This window comes from Kitasatospora sp. NPDC001095, assembly GCF_053598615.1.
The window spans coordinates 86,947-111,726 of the sequence record NZ_JBSFKQ010000017.1 but is presented as its reverse complement, the minus strand read 5'-3'; the positions used below and the strand labels follow the sequence as shown (position 1 = coordinate 111,726).

Annotated in this window: 21 protein-coding genes and 2 tRNA genes; 7 read left to right on the top strand and 16 right to left on the bottom strand. The window is 74.5% G+C overall.

Going from position 1 to position 24,780, the window contains the following annotated elements; genetic code table 11:
• Positions 1 to 62 precede the first annotated feature (62 nt).
• Complete coding sequence (locus ACWDBB_RS17550) at positions 63 to 2,765, bottom strand: SUKH-4 family immunity protein (RefSeq protein ID WP_449790428.1); 2,703 nt, start codon at positions 2,763 to 2,765, stop codon at positions 63 to 65.
• Positions 2,766 to 2,862: 97 nt separating this feature from the next.
• A complete protein-coding gene (locus ACWDBB_RS17545; RefSeq protein WP_449790427.1) occupies positions 2,863 to 3,864 on the bottom strand; it encodes an SMI1/KNR4 family protein in 1,002 nt (333 codons plus the stop codon).
• Positions 3,865 to 4,416: 552 nt separating this feature from the next.
• On the opposite strand from ACWDBB_RS17545, the gene ACWDBB_RS17540 reads away from it, so the two are divergent.
• Together ACWDBB_RS17540 and ACWDBB_RS17535 are read left to right on the top strand one after the other, a co-directional pair.
• On the top strand, positions 4,417 to 4,878 hold the full coding sequence (locus ACWDBB_RS17540) for a YwqJ-related putative deaminase (protein WP_449790426.1): 462 nt from the start codon (positions 4,417 to 4,419) through the stop codon (positions 4,876 to 4,878).
• A 60-nt stretch (positions 4,879 to 4,938) separates the two neighbouring features.
• Positions 4,939 to 5,466, top strand: a complete 528-nt coding sequence (locus ACWDBB_RS17535) for an SUKH-3 domain-containing protein (RefSeq protein WP_449790442.1) — start codon at positions 4,939 to 4,941, stop codon at positions 5,464 to 5,466.
• A gap of 53 nt (positions 5,467 to 5,519) precedes the next feature.
• Here the strand turns inward: ACWDBB_RS17535 and ACWDBB_RS17530 are convergent, their stop codons facing one another.
• Entirely contained in the window at positions 5,520 to 6,788 is a 1,269-nt protein-coding gene (locus ACWDBB_RS17530) for a sensor histidine kinase (RefSeq protein ID WP_449790425.1), read from the bottom strand.
• 259 nt (positions 6,789 to 7,047) lie between these two features.
• Here ACWDBB_RS17530 and ppc point away from each other — a divergent pair, with 259 nt between their 5' ends.
• A complete protein-coding gene (gene ppc, locus ACWDBB_RS17525; protein WP_449790424.1) occupies positions 7,048 to 9,846 on the top strand; it encodes a phosphoenolpyruvate carboxylase in 2,799 nt (932 codons plus the stop codon).
• A gap of 153 nt (positions 9,847 to 9,999) precedes the next feature.
• Here the strand turns inward: ppc and ACWDBB_RS17520 are convergent, their stop codons facing one another.
• The 6 genes from ACWDBB_RS17520 to ACWDBB_RS17495 form a co-directional block, all read right to left on the bottom strand.
• On the bottom strand, positions 10,000 to 10,323 hold the full coding sequence (locus ACWDBB_RS17520) for a hypothetical protein (RefSeq protein ID WP_449790423.1): 324 nt from the start codon (positions 10,321 to 10,323) through the stop codon (positions 10,000 to 10,002).
• A 144-nt stretch (positions 10,324 to 10,467) separates the two neighbouring features.
• Entirely contained in the window at positions 10,468 to 11,046 is a 579-nt protein-coding gene (gene pth / locus ACWDBB_RS17515) for an aminoacyl-tRNA hydrolase (protein WP_449790422.1), read from the bottom strand.
• Positions 11,047 to 11,155: 109 nt separating this feature from the next.
• Entirely contained in the window at positions 11,156 to 11,743 is a 588-nt protein-coding gene (locus ACWDBB_RS17510; RefSeq protein ID WP_449790421.1) for a 50S ribosomal protein L25/general stress protein Ctc, read from the bottom strand.
• Between the two features lie 282 nt (positions 11,744 to 12,025).
• Positions 12,026 to 13,003: a ribose-phosphate diphosphokinase gene (locus ACWDBB_RS17505; RefSeq protein WP_392914597.1), complete on the bottom strand. Its 978-nt coding sequence runs from the start codon at positions 13,001 to 13,003 to the stop codon at positions 12,026 to 12,028.
• A 203-nt stretch (positions 13,004 to 13,206) separates the two neighbouring features.
• Positions 13,207 to 14,661: a bifunctional UDP-N-acetylglucosamine diphosphorylase/glucosamine-1-phosphate N-acetyltransferase GlmU gene (gene glmU, locus ACWDBB_RS17500; RefSeq protein ID WP_449790420.1), complete on the bottom strand. Its 1,455-nt coding sequence runs from the start codon at positions 14,659 to 14,661 to the stop codon at positions 13,207 to 13,209.
• A 143-nt stretch (positions 14,662 to 14,804) separates the two neighbouring features.
• Positions 14,805 to 14,875 (bottom strand) — tRNA-Gln (locus tag ACWDBB_RS17495).
• A gap of 248 nt (positions 14,876 to 15,123) precedes the next feature.
• On the opposite strand from ACWDBB_RS17495, the gene ACWDBB_RS17490 reads away from it, so the two are divergent.
• Positions 15,124 to 16,164, top strand: a complete 1,041-nt coding sequence (locus ACWDBB_RS17490; protein WP_449790419.1) for an acyl-CoA desaturase — start codon at positions 15,124 to 15,126, stop codon at positions 16,162 to 16,164.
• Between the two features lie 188 nt (positions 16,165 to 16,352).
• Positions 16,353 to 16,955, top strand: a complete 603-nt coding sequence (locus tag ACWDBB_RS17485; protein WP_449790441.1) for a TetR/AcrR family transcriptional regulator — start codon at positions 16,353 to 16,355, stop codon at positions 16,953 to 16,955.
• 90 nt (positions 16,956 to 17,045) lie between these two features.
• Here ACWDBB_RS17485 and ACWDBB_RS17480 read toward each other — a convergent pair whose 3' ends face one another.
• Positions 17,046 to 17,843 (bottom strand): methyltransferase domain-containing protein, encoded by a 798-nt coding sequence (locus ACWDBB_RS17480; protein WP_449790418.1) that lies wholly within the window; start codon positions 17,841 to 17,843, stop codon positions 17,046 to 17,048.
• Between the two features lie 110 nt (positions 17,844 to 17,953).
• On the opposite strand from ACWDBB_RS17480, the gene ACWDBB_RS17475 reads away from it, so the two are divergent.
• A complete protein-coding gene (locus tag ACWDBB_RS17475; protein ID WP_392873969.1) occupies positions 17,954 to 18,451 on the top strand; it encodes a MarR family winged helix-turn-helix transcriptional regulator in 498 nt (165 codons plus the stop codon).
• A gap of 39 nt (positions 18,452 to 18,490) precedes the next feature.
• Here ACWDBB_RS17475 and ACWDBB_RS17470 read toward each other — a convergent pair whose 3' ends face one another.
• The 5 genes from ACWDBB_RS17470 to ACWDBB_RS17450 all read right to left on the bottom strand — a co-directional run bounded on the left by ACWDBB_RS17470 (position 18,491) and on the right by ACWDBB_RS17450 (position 22,517).
• Positions 18,491 to 19,519 (bottom strand): LuxR C-terminal-related transcriptional regulator, encoded by a 1,029-nt coding sequence (locus ACWDBB_RS17470; protein ID WP_449790417.1) that lies wholly within the window; start codon positions 19,517 to 19,519, stop codon positions 18,491 to 18,493.
• Positions 19,520 to 19,864: 345 nt separating this feature from the next.
• Positions 19,865 to 20,827, bottom strand: coding sequence for a UDP-glucose 4-epimerase GalE (gene galE / locus ACWDBB_RS17465; protein ID WP_449790416.1), 963 nt, complete (start codon positions 20,825 to 20,827; stop codon positions 19,865 to 19,867).
• Positions 20,828 to 20,989: 162 nt separating this feature from the next.
• Positions 20,990 to 21,658 carry a LuxR C-terminal-related transcriptional regulator gene (locus ACWDBB_RS17460; protein WP_449790415.1) on the bottom strand — a complete coding sequence of 223 codons (669 nt, stop codon included), beginning with the start codon at positions 21,656 to 21,658 and terminating at the stop codon, positions 20,990 to 20,992.
• Between the two features lie 170 nt (positions 21,659 to 21,828).
• Positions 21,829 to 21,904, bottom strand: a tRNA-Thr gene (locus ACWDBB_RS17455).
• 115 nt (positions 21,905 to 22,019) lie between these two features.
• On the bottom strand, positions 22,020 to 22,517 hold the full coding sequence (locus tag ACWDBB_RS17450; RefSeq protein WP_449790414.1) for a winged helix-turn-helix transcriptional regulator: 498 nt from the start codon (positions 22,515 to 22,517) through the stop codon (positions 22,020 to 22,022).
• 158 nt (positions 22,518 to 22,675) lie between these two features.
• Here ACWDBB_RS17450 and ACWDBB_RS17445 point away from each other — a divergent pair, with 158 nt between their 5' ends.
• A complete protein-coding gene (locus tag ACWDBB_RS17445) occupies positions 22,676 to 23,272 on the top strand; it encodes a flavodoxin family protein (RefSeq protein WP_449790413.1) in 597 nt (198 codons plus the stop codon).
• Positions 23,273 to 23,284: 12 nt separating this feature from the next.
• Here ACWDBB_RS17445 and ACWDBB_RS17440 read toward each other — a convergent pair whose 3' ends face one another.
• Positions 23,285 to 24,655 (bottom strand): MFS transporter, encoded by a 1,371-nt coding sequence (locus ACWDBB_RS17440; RefSeq protein ID WP_449790412.1) that lies wholly within the window; start codon positions 24,653 to 24,655, stop codon positions 23,285 to 23,287.
• Positions 24,656 to 24,780 lie beyond the last annotated feature (125 nt).

Below are 24,780 nucleotides of genomic sequence, written 5' to 3'. Positions count from 1 at the left end.
GGAGGGGCCGTCCCGGACACCGGAACGACCCCTCCCCACCTGCGAGGATCGGCGACGGACCGCTACAGCAGGCCGTCCCAGAACTGCTCCAGCAGCACGGCCCACCAGGTGTCGGCGTTCTGCAGGGCCGCCGGGTCGATCGCGGCGAGCTGGGCCTGGAAGTCGGTCGTCCAGCGACCGGCCTGGTCCGGCGTCAGCCCGTACCGCAGCCGCCACATCCGGCCCAGCAGGGCCAGCGAGCGGACGAACTCCGGTACACCGCTGTTGACGAACCGGGGCGGCTGGCCGGTTCCATCGATGTCCACCGCCACCACGTGCGCGGTGCCGTACTGGACGCACAGCTGGCGGCCGTAGTCGTTGCCGAGCACCAGGTAGCCGCCGAAGTCCGGGCCCGCGGCGAGGCCGCGCTCGGCAGCCAGCTCGGCGAGCGTCGGGATCGGGCGGCCCTCCTGCGCCTGCGCCCAGAAGAACGGCCCGAAGTCGCGCGGCAGCCCGGCCCACATCAGGGTCTGGGACACCGGCTCGGGTACGCCCTGGCGGGAGACGGCGCGCTGCTCGTAACGGAACAGGTTCTGCCCGAACGCGGCGCCGATCTCCTGGGCGAGCTGCTGCGGCGGGAGCGGCGGCAGCGCCTGGACCGTCCCCGGCGCGGGCGCCGGCACCCGGAACGGGCGGACCCGCTGGGCGCCGGAGGCCAGCTGGTGCAGCTCGTCCAGGTGGTCGAGCAGCTCGGACATCCCGGCCTGCCGGGAGGCGTGGTCGCGGCCGTACGGGGCGGTGTGGGTGAGCCGGACGTTCGGCCAGGACGCGGCGATCATGCGGTTGCAGTAGCCGCCCGGCAGGTCGCAGGACTCCAGCTCGGTGTACAGCTCCAGAACCTGCTCCGGCGGCACGTTGAGCCGGCGCAGGTCCTGGAGGATCTTCCACTCCGGGTGCGGGGTGCCGGGCTCGCTGCGGTGCAGCAGCTTCTGCTCCGAGCCGTCCGGGCCCCGGTAGCTGAGCGCGGCGAAGTACCCCGGGCCGACCGCGGGCACGCCCGGGGGCACCGGCGCGGGCTGCGGCGAGCCGGGCACCGCCGCCGGCGGGACGAGCCCGGCGGCGCCGCCCGCGTTCGGGTAGCCGTAGCCGGCCGCGGGCGCGACGGGGGCCGCCGGGCCGCCGGGCGGCGGCGGGACGGCGGGGCCGCCGGACGGCGGGGTGCCCGGGTCCGCCGGGCCGGCCGCCGGCGCCGGGTCGATCGCGCTCGCCAGCTGGGTCGCCTCGTACGCCGTCCCGGACGCGGCCGGGCCGGCGGTCGGCGCGGCCGCCGGGGCCTCGCCCCCGCGCAGGCCCGCCGGGGGCGGGGGCGGCGGGGCGGAGGCGGCGCCACGGCCGCCGGGGTTGGCGACGGGCGTGCCGGCACCCGGGGTGTGCTTCAGCCCGGCGGGCGGGGGCGGCGGCGGGCCCGAACCCGCGTTGCGCCCCAGCCCGGCGGGAGCGGCGCCCGCGGCGGGAGGACCGGCGGGGCCACCGCGCAGCGCGGCCGGCGGGGGCGGCGGCGGGGCGGAGCCCGCGCCCCGGCCGAGCCCGGCCTGCGGCGCGCCGCCCTCCGGGGCGCCCGGGGCCGGAACGCCGGGGGCCGGGGCGCCCGGCAGACCGGCGAGACCGGGCAGACCGCCGGGCGGGGCCAGCATCGTCGGCGCGTGCTCCACCTGCGGACCGCCGGCGGGCGGGGCGGCCGGAGCGCCCGGCAGGCCCATCAGCCCCGGCATGGCGTCCGGCGAGGCGAGCAGCGTGGGCGCCGGCTCGGCGGCCGGGGCGGGCACAGGGGCCGGCGGGGCGACGGGCGGCTGCTCCGCGGCGGCCGGGGCCGGCGCGGACGGCGGGACCGGGGGCATGCCGTAGCCGCCGCCCGTCGGCGGCATCAGCATGGTCGCGGCCTCGGCGCCCGCCGGCGCGGCGGGCTCGGGCAGATCCGAGCCGGTGGTCCGCAGCCCCTCGGGCATCAGCATGGTCGCGGCCTCGGCCCCGGCCGGCGGGCCCGGCACCACGGGTGCGACGGGCGCTGCGGGCGGGACGGGCGTCGCGGGCGCGGCGGGCACATCAGGCGCGACCGGCGCGGCAGCCTGCGGCACCGGTGCCGGCTGCGGTACGACGGCCGGCTCGTCCTGCCCCGGCGGCGGCGCGAGCATGGTCGGCGCGTCCCCGGCGGGCCGGTCGGAGACCGGCGGCTCGGTCAGCACGGCCGGCGCCGGCTGCACGGCCGGCGCGGCCGGCTCCGCCAGTGCGGGCCGCACGGCCGGCGCGGGCTGCGGCGCCGGAGCCGGCGGCTCCTCGACGGGCTCGGCAGCCGCGGCAGCGGCCGGAGCCGTCCCGAGCCGCTCCGCCTCCGCCGCGATCGCCGCGGCCCCCGCCTCCTGGAGCCACTGCGGCGGGCTGAGCAGGAAGGAGGTCGCCTCCACCGGCCCGGGCGCGGGCTTCGCCGCCCCCGCCGGGTTGGCCGCCACCGGCCGCCCGTAGACCTCCTCGTACTGCCGGACCACCTCGTTGACGGGCAGCGCGGGCCACAGCGTGCTGGCGCCCGAGTCCCGGGCGATCACCAGCCGCGCCTCCCCCGAGCCGCCGCCCGCACCGCCCGCACCCTCGGCCGGGCCCGCGGGCGCCACCGCCCAACAGACGAAGCCCAGGTCGAACTCCCGGACCCGTACCTCGCGCTGCCGCGTGCGCGGCACCCCGCCGTTGATCCACTCCTCGGCGAGCTCCTGCGCCTGCGCGTACGTCACCACGCCCGGTTCACCCCTGTCCGCATCCTCTTCGTCCCCCGTTCCACCGCGCGTTCCACCGCGAACACCGCGGCCACCGACACCACCGCGACCACGCGCCTCAGCCCATCGGGACGGCGCGGGCGAACCCGCCGTCCACCATCAGCGCCGCGACCGTCTCCAGCTCCGGCGGGCTGCCCGCCAGCCGCAGCAGGAAGGCGTCGAAGTCCTCGCCGCAGGGCAGCAGCAGCCGGGCGCAGCGGTCCTCCGGGGCCTCCGGGGCGCCGGTGTCGCGGGCGTCGTCGTACAGGTGGAACCAGACCGAGCCGGCCCGCTCGCCGCGCACCTTGAGCGCGACCAGGCCCCCCTGCGCGTAGGCGATGCCCAGGTAGTCCTTGGTGAGGTGGTCGCGCAGGCACTTGTTGGCGTACACGACGTCCTGGGTGCCGTACTCCTCGGTGAGCGTCAGGAACGGCTGGTCGAGCAGCAGTCCGAGCTCGGTGTCCAGCCCCACGCCGACCGGGGCGCGGCCGCCGCCCAGCTTGAGGAAGGTTCGGTAGGCGTCGGGCAGCCGGTAGCCGAGGCGCTCCTCGGCGCGCTGCACCAGGTCCTCGGGGACTCCGATCGGGTCCCCGCCGTCCCTGGCCAGCGAGAAGTGCACCGGCCGGCGCTCCTGCAGCGGGCGGGTGCCGCGGCGGGTGTGGTCGGCGCCGGACGTGGCCAGGCCGCCGTGGTGCCGCAGCAGCGCCTTGACCTCGACCGGGACGAGCTCCATCCGCCGCCAGCCGGGGGCGGCGCGGCCGACCGCGTGGTGCCAGGTCCAGCCGGGCGGGGTGGCGACGGCGGTCGGGAGGTCGGCCCACAGCGGGTGGCCCTGGGTGTAGAGCGCGGCGTTGGCCGAGACGTAGTCGGTCAGCCGCAGTTCGTCCACGCCGAAGCCCTCCGGCGGGTCGGCCACCTCGGCCGCCGCGGCGGCGTACGGGCCGAAGTCCGGGAAGCCGTACTCGTCCACCCTGACCCCGGCGGGGTGCCGCTCCGCGCGGACCGGGTCCGGGAACTGCACCACCTGACCTGCGTACGCCGCGTTCGGTGCGGCGGCGACGCCGGGCCGACCTGTCGTCATCTGGGAGCCCCCACTGGCTGCTGCAAAATACGGTGCCTGCTGGGCACCAGCCTAGGGCCTGCCCTCAACCCCCCGGCTGCCAGGCGGACGACGGACTCGGCGCACCTCCCGGACCCACCGCCGTCACCACCGCCCGCCCGGCGACCGGGAACGTCCCCTCGCGGTGGCCGAGGTGACGGAACGCGGGCTGCCGGTGGACCGGCGCCGGGCGGCGCGCCCCGGCCCCGTTCCCGGCGGCCCCAACGTCCGGCGCGGGCACCGGAGTCGGCCCGCCTGCGGCACCTGCCCCCGGGCGGTCGGCCGCGTCCCCTCCGGCTCGCGGCCGGAACGGTACCGGCCGCGAGCCTGGCCCGGGGCCGTTTCGGCACATCGACGGACAAGTCGTGACGGACCGGTGAGCATTCGACAGCATCGGGTACGGCGGCGGCCGGGCCGTCGCGGCACCGGCCTGCGCCGCACCCCGGATGTGCGGTTGTCGGTGTCGTTTGACAGGCTTGCCCCGGACCGGCCCGGCCACCGCGGCCGACGTCGGGATGACGAGGAGGAAGACGGATGACCACCGGTGAGCCGGCGGGCCCGCCCGTGCTGCGCCACCACCGCGACAGCCTGCTGCCCGCCGTCGCCGCCGCGCTGTCGCTCAAGGGCGGCGAGGTGCACACCCTGGCGGGCGACAAGGACCCGCGCCGCCCGGTGCTGCACCACCTGGTCGCCGAGTTCCTGGACACCCTGCCCGCCGAGGCCCGCGAGCGGTTCACCGGCCGCTGCCCGGAGGCCGTCCTGCTCTCCCAGTACCTGACCGCCGTCGACGGCAGGCGCTCCAAGCGCGCCGCCCGCAAGCCGATGACCCTGCACGAGGCCCGCAAGGCGCTCAAGGGCTCCCGGATGACGACCGTGCGCATCCGTGAGGAGGGCGACCCGGCGCACGGCAGCCACGCGCCGCCGTGCCGCTCCTGCGCCCCGATGCTGGAGCACTTCACCGTGCGCAGCGTCGCCGTCGGCCCGCCCGCGCACTGACCGGCCGAGCGGCCGGCACGTCCCCGTCCCCCAGCCCTGGAGCCCGCCCTGAACCCGCCCATCCCGCCCGCACCGGCCACCCTCTCCCCCGCCGGCACGCGGACCCGGCCCCGCTTCCCCGCCGACGTCGCCGCCGAGCTCAAGGCGGCCGGCTGGCACCCCGGCCGCTGGCAGATCCGGCAGGCCGAGGAGTGGGCCGACACCCTGGTCGGGCACGGCGCGCCCGCCGGCGTACGGCACGCGGTCTTCCCGGCGGCGGTGGAGGCCTGGGCCGAGTTCGGCGGCCTCGCCTTCGACCTGTCCGGCCCGGGCCGCCAGCTGGCCCGCACCCCGTTCCTGATCGACCCGCTGTGCGGTCTGCACCAGCCGCGCACCCTGCTCGACCTCGGCCGGGCGCTGGGGACGCAGCTGGCCCCGCTCGGCGAGGAGGCGTACGGGCAGGCGCTGCTGGCCGTCGACGAGGAGGGCCGGGTCTACAGCCTGGACCACACCGGCGAGTGGTTCCTCGGCCAGGGCATCGACCAGGCGATCTCCACGCTGGTCCTGGGCACCGCCCCGGAGCTGCTGCGCACCGCCGACGCGTACTGAGGGACCCGGACGAGTACCGAGGCCCGCCCGGCCCGCCGGCTCAGCACAGCCGCTCAGCGCAGCCGCTCGGCCCGCACCGCCAACCGGGACGGCAGCACCGCCTCGATCCGGAACCCGCCGTCCGCCTCCGGCCCGGAGGAGAAGGTGCCGCCCAGCGCGATCACCCGTTCCCGCATCCCGACCAGCCCGTTGCCCCCGCTCGGCAGCTTCGCCGCGCCCCGCTCCCCGCCCGGGCAGGCGTTCACCACGGCCACCCGCACCCCGTTCGGCGCGTACGAGAGCAGCACCGACACCTGGGCGCCGCCCGCGTGCTTGTGGGCGTTGGTCAGGCCCTCCTGGACGACCCGGTAGGCGGTCTGCTCGGCCTCGCCGGTGAACTCCTGCCGGCTGCCGCTGACCGTCAGCGTCACCGCCATCCCGGCCGCCCTGGACTGGTCGACCAGCCGCGGCAGTCCGGCCAGCGAGTCCGGCTCCGGCTGCCGCTCGTCGTCCATCCGCAGCACCCCGAGGATCTCCCGCAGCTCGTTCAGCGCCTGCCGGCCGACCTCGCCCATCAGCTTGGCGCTCTGCGCGGCCCTCTCCGGGTCCTTGACGACGATCCGCTCCAGCGCCCCGGAGTGCACCACCATCAGCGACACCCGGTGCGCCACCACGTCGTGCATCTCCCGGGCGATCCGGGTGCGCTCCTCCAGGCGGGCCCGGCGGGCGCGTTCCTGCGCCTGTTCGGCGAGCAGGTCCAGCTCGGTCTCCAGGCCGTGCGCGCGGTCCTTGAGCGACTCGATCAGCCGCCGCCGCGCGCCGACGTACAGTCCGGTCACCACCGGGGCGACGGTCAGCCCGACCGACACCAGCAGCGACAGCAGGATCTGGCCCCACAGCGGCGGCGGATCCACCGGCGCGTCGCCGGGCGTCATCAGCGACACCGCCATCACGGCGGCCGCCTCGGCGAAGGCCAGCGCGGACAGCGCCACCACCCGGCGGCGGCGCGAGGGCCACTCCCAGGTCGAGGCGAGCGTGTACAGCGCCACCACCAGCAGCACCACGCCCAGCATCCCGGGCATCACCAGCAGCGTCACCAGCACCGGGACGGCCGGCCAGCGCCGGCGCACCACCAGCGAGCCGCCGGCCAGCGTGCCGAGCACGGCTATCCCGACCGCTCCCGCGGTGCTGACGTGGATCCGGGCGGAGAGGAAGGCGATCGTGCTGACCGCGCACTCCACCGCGGCGAGCATCGCCAGCCCGATGTCCAGGAAAGCGCTGCGCGGCCGCTTCCACCACCAGAACGACCGGACCGGCACGCGCTCCCCAGGCGACTTGCTCATCCCCACAGAGTAAGCGGCAACCTCCTCCCCTCCCCACCGGGATTGCCCGTCACACTCCACCAACCCGTCAAGTGGTCCAGACCACAGGTGGTTTTCGGCAGCGCTGTCCGCCATCCGGCCACCTCGCGGACAGCATCCGCCCCGACACCTATGCTGGGTCGCGTCGGACAGCGCGGTCCGCACGCGTCACGCCGGCCACACGCGTGTGGACTGTGACGATGAGCCGTTGCCGAACCCCCACCACCACAGGGAGCCAGCCGTGACCGCTCCGGTCCCCGCCCCGGCGGACAACCCCACGCCCGTCAGCGCCGACAACGCCGCTCTGCGCGCGGACATCCGCCGCCTCGGCGACCTGCTCGGCGAGACGCTGGTCCGTCAGGAGGGCCCCCAGCTGCTGGGCCTGGTCGAACAGGTCCGCCTGCTGAGCCGCACCGACGGCGAGGCCACCGCCGAGCTCCTCTCCGACATCGACCTGGACACCGCCGCCAAGCTGGTCCGGGCGTTCTCCACCTACTTCCACCTCGCCAACGTCACCGAGCAGGTGCACCGCGGCCGCGAGTTCGCCACCCGCCGCGCCCGGCAGGGCTCGCTGCTCGCCCAGACCGCCGACCAGCTCGCCGAGGCCGACCCCAAGCACCTCCAGGACACCCTGGCCCACCTCGCGGTCCGCCCGGTCTTCACCGCCCACCCCACCGAGGCCGCCCGCCGCAGCGTCCTCAACAAGCTGCGCCGGATCGGCGAACTCCTCGACCGCATCCACCGCGACGAGGTCACCTCCGGCCTGGCCGCCGCCGATCAGGCCCGCACCAGCAGCGCCAAGCGCTCCGCCGACCGCCGCCTGGCCGAGGTCATCGACCTGCTCTGGCAGACCGACGAACTGCGCATCGCCCGCCCCGAGCCCACCGACGAGGCCCGCAACGCCGTCTACTACCTGGACGAGCTCTACCGCGAGGCCGTCCCCGAGGTCCTGGAGGAACTGCACGAGGAGCTCGCCCGGGTCGGCCTGGGCCTGCCCGAGGGCGTACGGCCGCTCACCTTCGGCACCTGGATCGGCGGTGACCGCGACGGCAACCCCAACGTCACCCCGAAGGTCACCTGGGACGTCCTCAACCTCCAGCACGAGTACGGCATCAAGGACGCGCTCGCCGCGATCGACGACCTGCGCAACACCCTCTCCACCTCCGAGCGGCTGGCCGGCGCCTCGGTCGAGCTGCTCGCCTCGCTCAACACCGACCTGCACCTGCTCCCCGAACTCAGCCCGCGCTACAAGCGGATGAACGCCGAGGAGCCGTACCGCCTCAAGGCCACCTGCATCCGGCTCAAGCTGGAGAACACCCGCGAGCGGCTGGCCGGCGGCACCCCGCACGTCCCGGGCCGCGACTACCTCGGCACCCGCGAGCTGATCGCCGACCTGCGGCTGATCCAGGACTCGCTGCGCTCCCACCGCGGCGAACTGATCGCCGACGGCCGCCTCGCCCGCGCCATCCGCACCGTCGAGGCCTTCGGCCTCCAGCTCGCCACCATGGACGTGCGCGAGCACGCCGAGGCCCACCACCACGCCCTCGGCCAGCTCTTCGACCGGCTCGGCGAGGAGGCCTGGCGCTACGCCGACATGCCCCGCGAGTACCGGCAGAAGCTGCTCGCCAAGGAACTCCGCTCGCGCCGCCCGCTCGCCCCCACCCCGGCCCCGCTGGACGAGGCCGGCACCAAGACCCTCGGCGTGTTCAACACCATCCGCGAGGGCTTCGACCGCTTCGGCGACGAGATCGTCGAGAGCTACATCATCTCCATGTGCCAGGGCGCCGACGACGTCTTCGCCGCCACCGTGCTGGCCCGCGAGGCCGGCCTGATCGACCTGCACGCCGGCCTCGCCAAGATCGGCATCGTGCCGCTGCTGGAGACCACCGACGAGCTCCAGCAGGCCGACCGCATCCTCGACGAGATGCTCTCCGACCCGTCCTACCGCCTGCTCGTCTCGCTGCGCGGCGACGTCCAGGAGGTCATGCTCGGCTACTCCGACTCCTCCAAGTTCGGCGGCATCACCACCTCCCAGTGGGAGATCCACCGCGCCCAGCGCCGGCTGCGCGACGTCGCCCACCGCTACGGCATCCGGCTGCGCCTGTTCCACGGCCGCGGCGGCACCGTCGGCCGCGGCGGCGGCCCCTCGCACGAGGCCATCCTGGCCCAGCCCTGGGGCACCCTGGAGGGCGAGATCAAGGTCACCGAGCAGGGCGAGGTCATCTCGGACAAGTACCTGCTCCCCTCGCTGGCCCGGGAGAACCTGGAGCTGACCCTCTCCGCCACCCTCGCGGCCTCCGCGCTGCACACCGCCCCGCGCCAGGCCCCCGAGGAACTGGCCCGCTGGGACGCCGCGATGGACCGGGTCTCGGACGCCGCCCACACCGCCTACCGCGCCCTGGTCGAGCAGGAGGACCTGCCGAAGTACTTCTTCGCCTCCACCCCGGTCGACCAGCTCGCCTCGCTGCACCTGGGCTCCCGCCCGTCCCGCCGCCCCGACTCCGGCGCCGGCCTGGACGGCCTGCGGGCCATCCCGTGGGTGTTCGGCTGGACCCAGTCCCGGCAGATCGTCCCCGGCTGGTACGGCGTCGGCTCCGGCCTCGCCGCCGCCCGCGCGGCCGGCCTCGGCGACGTGCTGACCGAGATGTACGGCGAGTGGCACTTCTTCCGCAACTTCCTGTCCAACGTCGCCATGACGCTGGCCAAGACCGACCTGCGGATCGCCCGCCACTACGTCGAGCAGCTGGTGCCCGGCGAGCTGCACCACGTCTTCGACCAGATCAAGGCCGAGCACGCGCTCACCCTGCGCGAGGTGCTCCGGCTCACCGGCGAGAGCGAACTGCTGGAGCACAACCCGGTGTTGAAGCAGACCTTCGCCGTCCGCGACGCCTACCTCGACCCGATCTCCTACCTCCAGGTCGCGCTGCTGCGCCGCCAGCGCGAGGAGCTCTCGGCCGGGCGCCAGGACGACCCGCTGCGCGCCCGCGCGTTGCTGCTGACCGTCAACGGCATCGCCGCCGGCCTGCGCAACACCGGCTGACGGCCGGACCGCGAACGGCCGAGGGCCGGTGTCCCGTCCGGACACCGGCCCTCGGCCGTGAGGTTCCCGCTCCGCGCGGGCTTCCGGCTCCGCGAGGCGCCGCGTGGGGTCGCGAGGCGCGTGCGGGGGCCGTGTGGGACGCCGGCTGGGGCCCTACTCCGCGCCCTCGCCCGCGCGCCTGCGCTTCAGCCACAGCGCCGCGCCGCCGGCCGCCACCACCAGGCCGCCGCCGACCGCCAGCAGCCCCGCGTCGGGGCCCATCGAATCGCCGAGCACCGGGCCGAACTGCGCCGCCGCCGGCTCCTGGGAGACCGCCGGGTCCGACTCGACGGCCGAATCCGCGTGCGCCAGCGCGCCGCCCGACAGCAGCACCCCGGCCACCCCCAGCGCACCGGCCGCACCGACCCGCCGCCCGAGCCGCTTCGGCTCGACCACCCGGCTCCGCCGCACCCGGCGGACCGGACGCAATCCCCGCATCGAGAACTCCCCAGGACTCGTTCGCGTACCGGACCGACGCTATCCGATCCCGCACAGGGTTCTCACACGGATTCAGGTTTGGACGGGCAAGCGTTGTACGACCGTTGCGTACGCGCAGGCGTTCTGACGTCACGTCAGTCCGGGTCAGGAGTTGTACGTGCCCTGGGCCCGCTCCAGCCCCTCGGACAGCAGCGCCTCCACCGCGTCCGCCGAGCGGTCCACGAACCACTCCAGCTCCTTGCGCTCGGTCGAGGAGAAGTCCTTCAGCACGAAGTCCGCGACCTCCATCCGGCCCGGCGGGCGGCCGATCCCGCACCGCACCCGGTAGTAGTCCGGGCCCAGCGACTTGGTGATCGACTTCAGGCCGTTGTGGCCGTTGTCCCCGCCGCCCAGCTTCAGCCGCAGCGCCGCGTAGTCGATGTCCAGCTCGTCGTGGACCGCGATCAGCGCCGAGGCCGGCGCCTTGTAGAAGTCGCGCAGCGCCGTCACGGGCCCGCCGGAGAGGTTCATGAAGGACATCGGCTTGGCCAGCACCACCCGCTTGCCCGCCAGCCGCCCCTCGGCCACCTGCGCCCGGCTCTTGTGCGCCTTGAACTTGGCGCCCATCCGCTGCGCCAGCAGGTCCACCACCATGAAGCCGATGTTGTGCCGGTTCCGGGCGTACTGCTCCCCGGGGTTGCCCAGCCCCACCACCAGCCAGGGGCCCTCGTACTCGTCCGCCATGCCTTCTTCCTCCTTCGCGCTAGGCCCTGCCATCATCCCGGACACACCGCTGCCCCGGCCGCTCCAGCGGGAGCGACCGGGGCAGCGGTCTCAGCTAGTGACGCGAGGCTCAGGCCTCGGCGCCCTCGGCCTCGGCGGCCTCCTCCTCGACCGGGGCGGCCTGGGCGGCGATGACCTGCAGCACGACGGCGTCGGCCTCGACGGCCAGCGAGACGTTGGCCGGCAGGACGATGTCCTTGGCGTGGATGGAGGCGCCGGCCTCCAGGCCCTCGACGGAGACGGTGACCGACTCGGGCAGGTGGGTGGCCTCGGCCTCGATCGGCAGGGCCTGCAGGACGTGCTCCACCAGGTTGCCGCCCGGGGCCAGCTCGCCCTCGACGTGGACCGGGATCTCGACGGTGACCTTCTCGCCGCGCTTGACCAGCAGCAGGTCGACGTGCTCGATGGTGCGCTTGATGGCCTCGCGCTGGACGGCCTTCGGCAGCACGTACTCGTCCTTGCCGTCGATCGGGACGACCAGCAGGGCGTTCGGGGTCTTCAGGGCCATCATCAGGTCGTGGCCGGGCAGGTTCAGGTGAACCGGGGCGTGGCCGTGGCCGTAGACGACACCGGGGACGAAGCCGGCGCGACGGGCACGACGGGCGGCACCCTTGCCGAACTCGGAACGGGTCTCAGCGGCGATACGGATCTCGGACACGACTGCACTCCTCGTGGAAACTGGCGCGGGGGTGCAGGCAACGCGAAAAACCGCCGGGACCACACCCTCAGTACGTTCGGGGGTCACTCGGCGGCAACGGCCTGCCGGGCGGACGGGAGTCCGGCACCGGCAGCGCGTCGATCACGGAGCGGGCACCCGGCGAGCGGGCACACGGCATCCCTCGCCGAGCAGTTTCACGAGTCTAACCGCACCGGCGGCCTCCCGTGAAATCGGCGGGCGGCCCCGGCCCGTCAGGACCGGAGCCGCCCGCACGGGACTTCGTCAGTGCACGCCCTCGAAGAGGCTGGTCACCGAGCCCTCCTCGAAGACCTCGCGGATCGCGGCGGCGATCGACGGGGCGATGGACAGCGTGGTGATCTTGTCCAGCTGGAGCGAGGCCGGGGTGGGCAGCGTGTTGGTGAACACGAACTCGCTCACCCGCGAGTTCTTCAGCCGGTCCGCGGCCGGGCCGGAGAGCACACCGTGGGTGGCCGCCACCACGACGTCCGCGGCGCCGTTGTCGAACAGCGCGTCAGCCGCGGCGCAGATGGTGCCGGCGGTGTCGATCATGTCGTCGACGAGCACGCAGACCCGGTCCTTGACGTCACCGACGACGTCGGCCGACAGGATGGTGTTGGCCTGGGTGATGTCGCGGCGCTTGTGGATGATCGCCAGCGGGGCGTCCAGCCGGTCGCACCACTGGTCGGCGACCTTCACGCGGCCGGCGTCCGGCGAGACGACGGTCAGCTTGGAGCGGTCGACCTTCTCGCCGATGTAGTCGGCCAGCAGCGGCAGCGCGAACAGGTGGTCCACCGGGCCGTCGAAGAAGCCCTGGATCTGCGCGGTGTGCAGGTCCACGGCCATCAGGCGGTCGGCACCGGCCTGGCGCAGCAGGTCGGCGATCAGACGGGCCGAGATGGGCTCGCGCCCGAGGTGCTTCTTGTCCTGGCGGGCGTAGCCGTAGAACGGCAGGATCGCGGTGATGCTCTTGGCGGAAGCCCGCTTCAGAGCATCGATCATGATCAGCTGCTCCATGATCCACTGGTTGATGGGAGCCGTGTGGCTCTGCATCACGAAGCAGTCCGCGCCACGCGCGGAGTCCAGGAAGCGGACGTAGATCTCGCCGTTGGCGAAGTCCAGGGCCTTGGTGGGGACCAGTTCGGTCCCGAGCGCCGCGGCCACCTCCTTCGCCAGCTCCGGGTGGGCACGGCCGGAGAAGAGCTTCAGCTTCTTCTCACCCGACGTCGTGATCCCGCTCACTGCACCGTCTCCTCGCGTTGCGGACGCTGAACCCTCGACCCGGCGGCGGGCAGGCAGGGCCCGCTCGCGGCACGGGTAGGGGAAATGTCGGTACGCCTGGACACGGGCGGTAAGCCCAGTGGCGCACGTATGTCCCCAAGGTTACGCGCCCGCGCAGAAACCGTCCGCCCCGGGACTACCGGCTGTCCCGGGGCGCCGCCCGCTCAGGCCTGCTCGGCCCCGTCCGCCGCCGCCTGCGCGGCCTGCGCGGATGCCGTCCCGGGGCGCTTGCGCTCGACCCAGCCGTCGATGTTGCGCTGGGTGGCCCGGCTCACACCGAGCGCCCCGGCCGGGACGTCGCCGGTGATCACGGAGCCGGCCGCGGTGTAGGCGCCGTCACCGATGGTGACCGGGGCGATGAACATGTTGTCCGAACCGGTCCGGCAGTGCGCGCCGATGACCGTGCGGTGCTTGTTCACGCCGTCGTAGTTCACGGTGACCGAGGCCGCGCCGACGTTGGTGCCCTCGCCGATCGTGGCATCGCCGATGTAGGAGAGGTGCGGCACCTTGGCGCCCTCGCCCAGCTCGGAGTTCTTCACCTCGACGTAGGTGCCGACCTTCGCCTTGCGGGCCAGCTTGGCGCCCGGACGCAGGTAGGCGTACGGACCGGCGGTGGCCAGCTCGCCCACCTCGGCGCGGTCGGCCGTGGTGTTGCTCACCCGGGCGCCGGCGCCGACCAGGGTGTCCTTGAGGGTGGAGTTCGGGCCCACCTCGCAGCCCTCGCCCAGGTGCGTGGCGCCCTGGAGCTGGGTGTTCGGCAGCACCACGGCGTCCGGCTCGTACGTGACCTGCACGTCGAACCAGGTGGTCGCCGGGTCCACCACGGTGACGCCCTCGCGCATCGCCCGCTCCAGCAGGCGGTCGTTCAGCAGCCGGCGGGCGTGCGCCAGCTGGACCCGGTCGTTGATGCCCAGGATGTCCCGGTGGTCCTCGGCCACCACGGCGCCGACCCGGTGGCCCGCCTTACGCAGGATCTCCAGGGTGTCGGTCAGGTACTCCTCGCCCTGCGAGTTGTCCGTGGTGAGCTCGCCCAGCGCCGTGGAGAGCAGCTTGGCGTCGAAGGCGAAGACGCCGGAGTTGATCTCGGTGATCGCGCGCTGGATGGCGCTGGCGTCCCGCTCCTCGACGATCGCGGCGACGGCGCCGTCCTCGTCCCGCAGGATGCGGCCGTAGCCGAAGGGCTCCGGGACGACGGCGGTCAGCACGGTGACGCCGTTCTGCTGGGCGGCGTGCGCGTCGGCCAGCCGGCGCAGGGTCTCCCCGGTCAGCAGCGGCGAGTCGCCGGCGGTGATGATCACCGTGCCGTCCAGCGCCACGCCGTCGGCGGACAGCGACTCCAGCGCCGTGCGCACGGCGTGCCCGGTGCCGTTCTGCTCCTCCTGCACCGCGGTGCGGGTGGCCGGGTAGTGCTCCGTCAGGTGCGCCACGACCTGCTCGCGCTGGTGCCCGACCACCACGACCAGCTGGCCCGGGGTCAGTTCGCGGGCCGCCGAGACGGCGTGACCCACCAGCGAGCGCCCGCACACCTCGTGCAGCACCTTGGGCAGCTTGTTCGACTTCATCCGGGTCCCGCCACCGGCGGCGAGCACGACAACGGCGGCAAGCGAATTGGCACCCATGCGGGGAGGCTCCTCGGTAGGTTCACAGAGAGGGCAGAGCAGGCCCGGCCCGGACCCAGGCCGGTCGCCATTCGCACAGTCCGCCGAGCAGCACCGACAATACCGGCGCGGGGGAAAACGCCCGAACCCGAAGCGCGCAGAGGCTCCGCCGCTAGGATTCGAACCCAGACAAAGGCCTCCAAAGGGCCCTGTGCTGCCATTACACCACGGCGGACAGTCGTGTCAGACCCTACCCGAGAGGGCCCTGCCGTGGGTATCGAACTGCACCGATCCACGGCCTCGATTCGGCCTCCGGCGGCCGAACCCGCCGGAGGCGCGGTTCATCCATCCAGTCGGGTGAATTCACTCAAGCGCCGCGCGGCGGAGTGTTCCGCTGGACGCGGAGCGCAACCTACGATGCCGTAGGTTACGCCAACGTAGCTCCGCTTCTCTCCCGTTCCGGAACGCCGCGAAGGGACGCCCATGACCATTCAGGCAGGCGAGGCGCGCGCGGAGAACGCCGCGTCCCGCACTCCGTCGCCGGACACCGACCCGACCGACGTCATCGAGTCCGCCGACAGCGTCGAGACCGCCGGGACCGGCACCGCGGCCACCCGGCTGTCCGCCACCCGCGGCGGGGAGAAGCAGGGCCTGGCCGAGCGGATCGCGCTCTCCCTGTTCATCCTGGTGCCGTTCGCCGCCCTGGTGGCCGCCGTCCCGGTGGCCTGGGGCTGGGGGCTGGGCTGGACGGACCTCGCGATCACCGCCGGCATGTACTACCTCACCTGCCACGGCATCACCATCGGCTACCACCGCTACTTCACCCACGGCGCTTTCAAGGCCCGCCGCCCGATGCGCCTGGCGCTGGCGATCGCCGGCAGCCTCGCCGTCGAGGGCCCGCTGGTGCGCTGGGTGGCCGACCACCGCAAGCACCACCGGTTCAGCGACAAGGACGGCGACCCCCACTCGCCGTGGCGCTACGGGGAGAGCGTCCCGGCGCTGCTGAAGGGCCTGTGGTGGGCCCACATGGGCTGGATGTTCGACGAGGAGCAGACCTCGCAGCTCAAGTACGCCCCCGACCTGGTGCGCGACCCGGCCATGAGGCGGATCTCCCGGCTGTTCTGGCTCTGGACCACCATCTCGCTGCTGCTGCCCGCGCTGGTCGGCGGCCTGGTGAGCCTGTCCTGGGAGGGGGCGCTGTCCGCCTTCTTCTGGGGTTCGCTGGTCCGGGTGGCACTGCTGCACCACGTCACCTGGTCGATCAACTCGATCTGCCACGCCGTCGGCCGGCGCCCGTTCCGCTCCCGGGACCGCTCCGGCAACGTCTGGTGGCTCGCCCTGCTCTCCTGCGGCGAGTCCTGGCACAACCTGCACCACGCCGACCCGACCTCGGCCCGGCACGGGGTGCTGCGCGGGCAGATCGACTCCTCGGCCCGGCTGATCCGCTGGTTCGAGCTGGCCGGCTGGGTGCGGGACGTCCGCTGGCCGGACGCGCAGCGGATCGCCGCCCGCCGCGCCGCATGAGGCGTTGCTTCCAGCATGATGTAGGGGTGAACGGGAGCAGCGCAGACAGCACAGGCGGTCACCACAGCACGCGGACGGACGCGGCGCCCGCCTCGGCGCCGACCCGTCCGCGGCCCGCTGCACCGGCGGCCGGCCCCGGCGAGGGCGACTCCGCCCCGGCCCCGCGCCGCCGGGGCGGCCGGGTCCGGATGACCGGCAAGCAGCGGCGCGAGCAACTGCTGGAGATCGGCCGGACGGTCTTCGCGGAGCGCGGCTACGACGGCACCTCGGTGGAGGAGATCGCCGAGCGCGCCGGGGTGTCGAAGCCCGTGGTGTACGAGCACTTCGGCGGCAAGGAGGGGCTCTACGCGGTGGTCGTCGACCGCGAGATGCAGCTGCTGCTGGACATGGTGACCGGGGCCCTGACCGGCGGGCACTCGCGCGAGCTGCTGGAGCAGGCCGCCTTCGCGCTGATGGACTACATCGACACCTCGACGGACGGCTTCCGGATCCTGGTCCGGGACTCCCCGGTGGCCCAGTCGACCGGCACCTTCGCCTCGCTGATCAGCGACATCGCCACCCAGGTCGAGGACATCCTGGGCCTGGAGTTCAAGTCCCGCGGCTTCGACGCCCGGCTGGCCCCGATGTACTCGCAGATGCTGGTCGGGATGGTCGCGCTGACCGGGCAGTGGTGGCTGGAGGTCCGCAAGCCGGACAAGGCGACGGTGGCGGCGCACCTGGTGAACCTCGCCTGGCACGGGCTGGAGGGCCTGGAGCGGCACCCGAAGCTGGTCGGCGAACGCAAGGCCTGACCGGCCGGGGCCGTCGCGGGCCACCCCGTTCGGCCCAAGCGGCCCGGCGTCCGGCCCGGCGTCCGGCTCGGCCCGCCCGGCCCATCCGGCTCAGTCCGGCCGCCTGGTCCCCACCGCGAAGATCCGCCGGAACGGGAACACCGTCCCGTGCGCCCCGGCCGGATAGGCCTCGCGCAGCAGCCGCCCGTACTCGGCGAGGAAGGCGGCGCGGTCGGCCGGGTCGGTGAGCCGGGTGAGGACCGGGCGCAGCGCGGTGCCCTTGACCCACTCCAGGACCGGGTCCGCCCCCGGCAGCAGGGTCAGGTAGGTGGTCTCCCAGACGTCCGGGAGGCAGCCGGCGGCGACCAGGGCGTCGAGGTAGCGCTCGGGCCGGTGGACGCCGGCCCGGACGGCCTCCTCGCCGAGCGCGTCCCGCCAGCGGGCGCTGCGGCGCAGGTCGGCGAGCAGGGTGTGGCTGGGGGCGTCGAAGTTGCCGGGCACCTGGAAGGCGAGCACCCCGCCGGGTTCGAGGGCGGCCGCCCAGCGCGGCAGCAGCGCCAGGTGCCCGTCCACCCACTGGAGGGTGGCGTTGGAGACGATCAGGTCCGGCCGGGCCGGGGCCGGGTCGTAGTCGCGGGCGTCGGCGAGCAGGTACTCGGCACTGGGCTCGCCGTCGGTGCGGGCGGCGGCCAGCATCGGGGCGGAGTTGTCGACGCCGGTGAGGCGGGCGCGCGGCCAGCGCTCGCGCAGGACGGCGGTTGAGTTGCCCGGGCCGCAGCCGATGTCCAGGATCGCCTCGGCACCGGGGTGCGGGAGGGCGGGGACGCGGGCGAGCAGGTCGCGCAGCGGGCGGGTGCGTTCGTCGGCGAAGCGCAGGTACTGCGCCGGGTCCCAGACGGGATCGGTCATGGTTCACCTCGCAGGTATCTCGATATCAAGATATCTCGGGTAGCCTCGCTGGCACATTTCTCGATGTCAAGAGACTTCACATCGACACATCCACCGATACACTGATCGTCATGGAGGACGAGGTCGACAGGCTGGTCGCAGCGTGGCGCCGGGAGCGCCCCGACCTCGACGTGGAGCCGCTGGAGGTGCTCAGCCGGGTCAGCCGGCTCGCCCGGCACCTGGACCGCGCCCGCCGCGCCGCCTTCGCCGAGCACGGCCTGGAGCCCTGGGAGTTCGACGTCCTGACCGCCCTGCGGCGGGCCGGCTCCCCGTACCAGCTCTCCCCCGGCCAGCTGCTCACCCAGACCCTGGTCACCTCGGGCACCATGACCAACCGGATCGACCGGCTCACCGGCAAGGGCCTGGTCAAGCGCCTGCCCGACCCGGACGACCGGCGCGGCGTGCTGGTCCGGCTCACCGACGACGGCCGCGACCGCGCCGACCAGGCGCTCGCCGGGCTGCTCGCGCACGAACGCGAACTGCTCGCCCAGCTCAGCTCCGGCCAGCAGACCGAACTCGCCGCGCTGCTGCGGGTGCTGGTCGCCCCGTTCGACAACATCCCGGGCTGACGGCGGCTCCCGGGCTCCCCTGCCGCCGCGGCTCCCGGCTCAGGGCCGTTCGACGCTGCCCACCACCGAGGGCGGCGGGGGCGCGGCCGGCTCGGCGGGACTGACCCCGGCCCGGCGGGCGACCGCGACGGCCGCCAGCGTCGAGTGCACCCCGAGCTTGCCCAGCACGTTCTGCATGTGCGTCCGGACGGTGTGCGGCGACAGGTAGAGCCGCTCCGCCACGGCCTGCCGGCCGAGGCCCGCGACCATGCAGCGCAGGATCTGCTTCTCCCGCGGGGTCAGGGTGTCCACCAGCCGCTCGCTCTCGGTGCGGTCCCGCCGGGCGGTGGTGAGCTCGCGGATCACCCCGGTGAGCAGCGCGGGCGGCAGGTGCGTCTCGTCCCGCAGCACGCCCCGGACCACCGCGAGCAGCCGGGCCAGCGAACTCTCCTTGGCCACCCAGCCGGTGGCGCCCGCGTGCAGGGCGCGGGCGGCGCGGTGCGGGTCGTCGGCGGCGGCCAGCACGACGGCGCGCAGCCCGGGGTGGGCACGGCGGAGCCGGGCCAGCAGGGTGATGCCGTCGGGCATCGGGGCCGCGGGTCTCAGCTGGTCGCCCCGCAGCGGGTCCGCCACCGGACGGGCGCCGGGCAGCGGCCCGCTCGACAGCGCGACGGGCGCCCCCGGCGGTACGGCCGGCCGGCGCGGCTGCGGTACGGGCGGGGCGGCGCGGCCGCGCCGGGCCTCGTCGCCGTGCTCCGCGCCCGGCCGCCGACGGGCGAGTGCTCCGCCGACTCCGGGTGCCCCCGGTCCGCCGGGCTGCCCGACCGCCCCGGGCCCGCCGGGTAACCCGGCCGTACCGGGCACTCCGGCCGTGCCGCCCGTGCCACCCGCCTCGACTCCGAGGTCGGCGTCGATCAGTGCCACGTCGTAGGCGCGGCCCTCGCCGGCCGCACGCTCCAAGGCCCGCTCGGCGGCGGCGGCACTGCCGGCCGCCCCCACCTCCACGTCCGGCTCGGCGGCCAGCGCCGCGGCCAGTGCCTCGGCGAAGATCCGGTGGTCGTCGACCACCAGGACGCGAATCCGCGCCATCGTCCCTCCCCCTGCTCAGACCGCCCGAGCCCGGGGCGGGACCGGCCCGGCATCCGCGCTCCGGAGCCGCCGTTCCGCCCGCCCACCGGTGGCCGGTGAGACCGAATGGGCGCCGGCCCCCACCGGTACCGCACTCAGCGTACGGGGCGGGAAACGCGCTCGTGGCGATTCGGTGAAGTTTCGTCAGAAGGTGCGCGGGCAGCCGGACTTGGAGCATCCGACCGCCCCCGCGGGGCGCCGCGCCCGGACGTCTTCCGAGTGCGGCGCCGCACCGGCGGTCGGGCCGGGATCTCCCCGACCGGCCCCTCCCCGGCGCTTGTCGCCCAGTGGCCGTTCTTCTGTCGCTCAGTGGCCGTTCTTCGCCAGGGTGAACTTCCAGGCGTCGGCGACGATCTCGTCCAGGTTCGGGCGGCGCGGGGTCCAGCCGAGCGTCTCGTGGGCGCGGGCGGCCGAGGCCACCAGCACCGCCGGGTCGCCGGCCCGCCGGCCCTCGACCCGCACCGGGATCTCCCGGCCGGTGACGCGCTTCACCGACTCGATCACCTCGCGCACCGAGAAGCCGCTGCCGTTGCCCAGGTTGCAGATCAGGTGCTCGCCCGGCTCGGCCGTGTCCAGCGCCAGCAGGTGCGCCTCGGCCAGGTCGGCGACGTGGATGTAGTCGCGGATGCAGGTGCCGTCCGGGGTCGGGTAGTCGTCGCCGTACACCGCGATGTGCGGGCGCTGCCCCAGCGCGGCCTGGAAGACCAGCGGGATCAGGTGCGACTCGGGGTCGTGCCGCTCACCGTACGCACGGTACGCGCCGGCCACGTTGAAGTAGCGCAGCGAGACGGCGGCCAGACCGTGCGCGACGGCCTCACTGGTGATCAGGTGGTCCACGGCGAGCTTGGTGGCGCCGTAGGTGTTGGTCGGCGCGGTGCGGGCGGTCTCGGCGATCGGCACGACCTCCGGCTCGCCGTAGGTGGCGGCGGTGGACGAGAACACCAGCTTGCGCACACCCGCCGCGCGCATCGAACTGATCAGCTCCAGCGAGCCGACCACGTTGTTGCGCCAGTACTTCTCCGGGTCCGCGACCGACTCGCCGACCTGCGAGGACGCGGCGAAGTGCAGCACGCCGTCGAAGGAGCCGTCCAGCACCTTGCCGGCCTCCTGGATCCGGCCCTCGACGAATTCGGCACCGTCCGGGACGCCCTCGCGGAAACCGGTGGAGAGGTCGTCCAGGACGGTCACCTGGTGCCCCGCCTCCAGCAGGTGGGCGGCGACCACGCTGCCGACGTAGCCGGCGCCACCCGTGACCAGGTACTTACTCATGTTGCGACCTCCAGCGAACGACGGTCCGCCCGTCGGGCGGAAGCCATCGACGGAATGCGTACGACTGGGGTCATTCTCCCAATCCCCCCGGGGTGCTCCGCACCACACGGACGACTGATTCCAGCCTTCTCACCGAGCCGTCGGCCACCGGTTCACGAGCCGTCAGCCACCGGCCATCCGCTCCAGCAGACCGGTGCGCGCCGCGACCGCGGCCGCCTCCAGCCGGGTCCGCGCGCCGAGCTTCATCAGCACCCGCTGGACATGGGTCCGGGCGGTACTGGCGGCGATCCGCATCCCGGCGGCGATCGCCGCGGTGTCCTCGCCGTCCGCGATCCGGGCCAGCACCTGCACCTCACGGCGGGTCAGCAGCCGCAGCAGCCGCACGGCCTCGTCGTCCGGCTCCGCCGCCGGGCGCAGCAGCTGGTCGAAGGCCCCCCGCAGGATGTCCACCGCGACCGCGGCCTCGCCCGCGCGCGCCCGCCCGATGGCCCGCTCGACCACCTCGATCCGCTCGTCGCTGGGCACGTACCCGGCCGCTCCGGCCGCGAACGCCGCCGCCACCCCGCGCAGTTCGCCCACCGGGCCGAGCACGATCACGGCCACCTCGGGGCGTTCGCGACGAATCCGGCGCAGCCCGTCGAAGGCGCCCGGCTCCCCCGGCCCGGCCACCCCCAGCAGGCACACCTCCGGCCGTCGCCCGACCACCAGATCGGCGGCGACGCCCGCCGGGGAACCGACCGCGAGCACCCGGTGACCGCGCAGTTGAAGTGCGGTGGCCAGCGCCTCCGCCAGCAACCGGTGGTCGTCCACCACCACGAGTCGAACACCCATGACGCCCTCCAGGTCGGGGTTCGGCTCGCGCCCGCACCCCTCGGGCCGGCGGCCGATGACGCACCATCACAGCGCATTCCGCACCCGCCCCGCTAGGCCGTGGCGTGTCGACCGTGCGGAACCGGCCGGGAAACGCGAAAGACCCCCGCCGTGAGGCGAGGGTCTTTCAGTGGAGCCCCCATGCGGAATCGAACCGCAGACCTTCTCCTTACCATGGAGACGCTCTACCGACTGAGCTATAGGGGCTTGCTCGCTTGCCGGTGTTTCTCCCGGCCGCTCGAACAAGGAAGACATTACACGGCTCCGGGCCCGGAAGGGAAATCGGCCTCCGCTCCGCCCGCACCGGGCGGCCGGAGGCGACTCAGCCCTCGCCGTGCGCCGCGTCGAACTCCTCGCGGGCCGCCAGCATCCGCCCGGCGCGACGCTCCGTCCACCGGCCGACCGGCTCCAGCAGCTCGGCCAGCTCGCGGCCGAGCGGCAGCAGGTCGTAGACCACCCGCGGCGGCGTCTCCGGGAAGACCGTACGGAGCACCAGCCCGTTGCGCTCCAGATTGCGCAGGGACTGGGTGAGCATCTTGCGGCTGACCCCGCCGATCCCGCGCTGGAGCTCGGAGAAGCGCTGCGAACCGGAGAGGTGCAGGCTCGTCAGGATCAGCATCGACCACTTGTCGGCCAGCTCGGCGAACACCTCGCGACTGGGGCACAGCCGCGCGAACCGGTCGTACTCCTGCCCGCCCCGGGCGTCGGACCCATCCCGGGCGTCGGGCCCACCCTGGACGTCGGGCCCGTCCTGCGCGCCTTGCCCGCCCGCTTCCGCGGGCCGTCCGCTCCGGGCCCGCGCCGCTCGCTCCGTCGTCATGCGTCCAGGGTAGCCCGGCCGGTCTCCATTCCACCCTTGGTAACCAATAGAGACTTGGTCTACATTGGAGACCGAACGAGTCGGGGTCGCTGCCACCGCGTCGCGCCCCTTCCCGTCTCCACGCCCGCCCGCGCCCGTCCCCTTCCCTGGAGTGCCGCATGACCGCCGTCCGTCCGACCGTCGCCCTCGCCTACCACTCCGGCTACGGCCACACCGCCGTGATCGCCGAGGCCGTCGCCCGTGGCGCCGCCGCCGCGGGTGCCGAGGTCGTCACGATCGCCGTCGACACCATCACCGAGGAGCAGTGGGCCCAGCTGGACGGCGCCGACGCGATCGTCTTCGGCTCCCCCACCTACATGGGCACCGCCTCCGGCGCCTTCCACACCTTCGCCGAGGCCACCAGCAAGCGCTGGTTCACCGACGCCTGGAAGGACAAGGTCGCGGCCGGCTTCACCAACTCCGGCTCCAAGAGCGGCGACAAGGCCGGCACCCTCGGCTTCTTCCAGACCCTCGCCGCCCAGCACGGCATGAACTGGGTCAACCTCGGCCTCAAGCCCGGCTGGAACTCCACCGCCGGCTCCGAGAACGACCTCAACCGGCTCGGCTTCTTCAACGGCGCCGCCGCCTCGTCCGCGGTCGACGCCGGCCCGGAGGGCGTCCACAAGGCCGACATCGCCACCGCCGAGCACCTGGGCGAGCGCGTCGCCCGGCACACCGCCGTCGTGCTGGCCGGCCGCGCCGCCCTGGCCGGCTGAGCCCCCGCTCCGCTACGCCGCCGGGTCCGCCCCCCACCGGGGCGCCCGGCGGCGTCCGCCGTCCACCGGACCGTCGACCGGCCCGTCCGCCGAGCCGTCCGCCGAGCCGAGCTCCGCGCCGGTGTTCTCCGGCAGCATCCGCAGACACCCCAGCGCCAGCACCCCCAGCACCGCCAGGTACCAGCCCACCGGCTGCGCCGTTCCGTACACCCCGGTCAACCGGGTGGCCACCAGCGGCGTCGTCGCCCCGCCGACCACCCCGCCCAGGTTGTACGTCAGCGCCGCGCCCGTGTAGCGCACCCGGGTCGGGAACAGCTCCGGCAGGAACGCCGCCAACGGCCCGAACACGCCGCCCAGCACCACCATCGACCCCGCCAACGCGACGAACATCAACGGCCGGCTCACCGTCTCCAGCAGCGGGAACAGCACCAGCGCCCAGACCGCGGCCAGACCCGTCGCCCAGAACAGCGTCCGCCGACGGCCCCACCGGTCACTGCGCGAGGCGCTCAGCCACACCGTCGCCGCCATGCCCGCCGCGCCGACCAGCAGCATCGACAGCACCAGCGTGCTCGCCACCCCGAGCCCGCCGGTCGCGTACGCCAGCGCGTACGTCGTGGTCAGGTAGAACAGCGCGTACCCCACGGTGATCGCCCCGCTGCCCGCCAACACCGGACGCCAGTGCCCCCGCAGCACCTCCAGCACCGGCAGCCGCTCCCGGCGGCCCTCCGTCCGGAACAGCGGCGACTCCTCGACCCGCAGTCGGACGAACAGCCCCACCGCGACCATGACGAACGAGGCCAGGAACGGCACCCGCCAACCCCACGCACGGAACGCCCCTTCGTCCAAGCCGAGTTGCAGCGCCAGGAACACCCCGTTCGCCAGCACGAACCCGATCGTCGGCCCCAGCTGCAGGAACCCCCCGTACCGCCCCCGCCGCCCGGCCGGGGCGCTCTCCGCGATCAGCAGCGCCGCCCCGCCCCACTCTCCACCCAACCCGACGCCCTGACACACCCGCAGCACCACCAGCACCGCCGGCGCCCACCACCCCCACACCCCGAACCCCGGCAGCAGCCCCACCCCGGCCGTCGCCAGCCCCATCAGCAGCAGCGACACCACCAGCGTCGCCCTCCGCCCCACCCGGTCCCCGAAGTGCCCGAACACCACCGCCCCCACCGGCCGGGCCAGGAACGCCACCGCGTACACCGAGAACGCCGCCAACAGCGCCCCCACCGCGCCCAGCCCGGGAAAGAACACCGGCCCGAACACCAACGCGGCCGCCGTCCCGTAAATGAAGAAGTCGTAGAACTCGATCGCCGTCCCGATCAGCGCCGCAGCCGCCGCCCGACGCACCTGCCCGACCCGCCAAGCACCCTCCGCATCCATACCGCCAACCCTCGCCACCCCCACCCCACCCCCACCAGCCTCCACCCGAGTGACCCCGGCGCACACCCCCAACCCTCACGCCCCACGAACGCGCGCGAGGGCGCCAGGATGAACCCGACGCCCTC

Bases quoted from the DNA above. Each gene is read 5' to 3' on its own strand.
- ACWDBB_RS17545 (WP_449790427.1), bottom strand. From the start codon at position 3,864: ATGACGACAGGTCGGCCCGGCGTCGCCGCCGCACCGAACGCGGCGTAC.
- ACWDBB_RS17540 (WP_449790426.1), top strand. From the start codon at position 4,417: ATGACCACCGGTGAGCCGGCGGGCCCGCCCGTGCTGCGCCACCACCGC.
- ACWDBB_RS17530 (WP_449790425.1), bottom strand. From the start codon at position 6,788: ATGAGCAAGTCGCCTGGGGAGCGCGTGCCGGTCCGGTCGTTCTGGTGG.
- ACWDBB_RS17520 (WP_449790423.1), bottom strand. From the start codon at position 10,323: ATGCGGGGATTGCGTCCGGTCCGCCGGGTGCGGCGGAGCCGGGTGGTC.
- pth (WP_449790422.1), bottom strand. From the start codon at position 11,046: ATGGCGGACGAGTACGAGGGCCCCTGGCTGGTGGTGGGGCTGGGCAAC.
- glmU (WP_449790420.1), bottom strand. From the start codon at position 14,661: ATGGGTGCCAATTCGCTTGCCGCCGTTGTCGTGCTCGCCGCCGGTGGC.
- ACWDBB_RS17490 (WP_449790419.1), top strand. From the start codon at position 15,124: ATGACCATTCAGGCAGGCGAGGCGCGCGCGGAGAACGCCGCGTCCCGC.
- ACWDBB_RS17485 (WP_449790441.1), top strand. From the start codon at position 16,353: ATGACCGGCAAGCAGCGGCGCGAGCAACTGCTGGAGATCGGCCGGACG.
- ACWDBB_RS17480 (WP_449790418.1), bottom strand. From the start codon at position 17,843: ATGACCGATCCCGTCTGGGACCCGGCGCAGTACCTGCGCTTCGCCGAC.
- ACWDBB_RS17475 (WP_392873969.1), top strand. From the start codon at position 17,954: ATGGAGGACGAGGTCGACAGGCTGGTCGCAGCGTGGCGCCGGGAGCGC.
- ACWDBB_RS17470 (WP_449790417.1), bottom strand. From the start codon at position 19,519: ATGGCGCGGATTCGCGTCCTGGTGGTCGACGACCACCGGATCTTCGCC.
- galE (WP_449790416.1), bottom strand. From the start codon at position 20,827: ATGAGTAAGTACCTGGTCACGGGTGGCGCCGGCTACGTCGGCAGCGTG.
- ACWDBB_RS17460 (WP_449790415.1), bottom strand. From the start codon at position 21,658: ATGGGTGTTCGACTCGTGGTGGTGGACGACCACCGGTTGCTGGCGGAG.
- ACWDBB_RS17450 (WP_449790414.1), bottom strand. From the start codon at position 22,517: ATGACGACGGAGCGAGCGGCGCGGGCCCGGAGCGGACGGCCCGCGGAA.
- ACWDBB_RS17445 (WP_449790413.1), top strand. From the start codon at position 22,676: ATGACCGCCGTCCGTCCGACCGTCGCCCTCGCCTACCACTCCGGCTAC.
- ACWDBB_RS17440 (WP_449790412.1), bottom strand. From the start codon at position 24,655: ATGGATGCGGAGGGTGCTTGGCGGGTCGGGCAGGTGCGTCGGGCGGCG.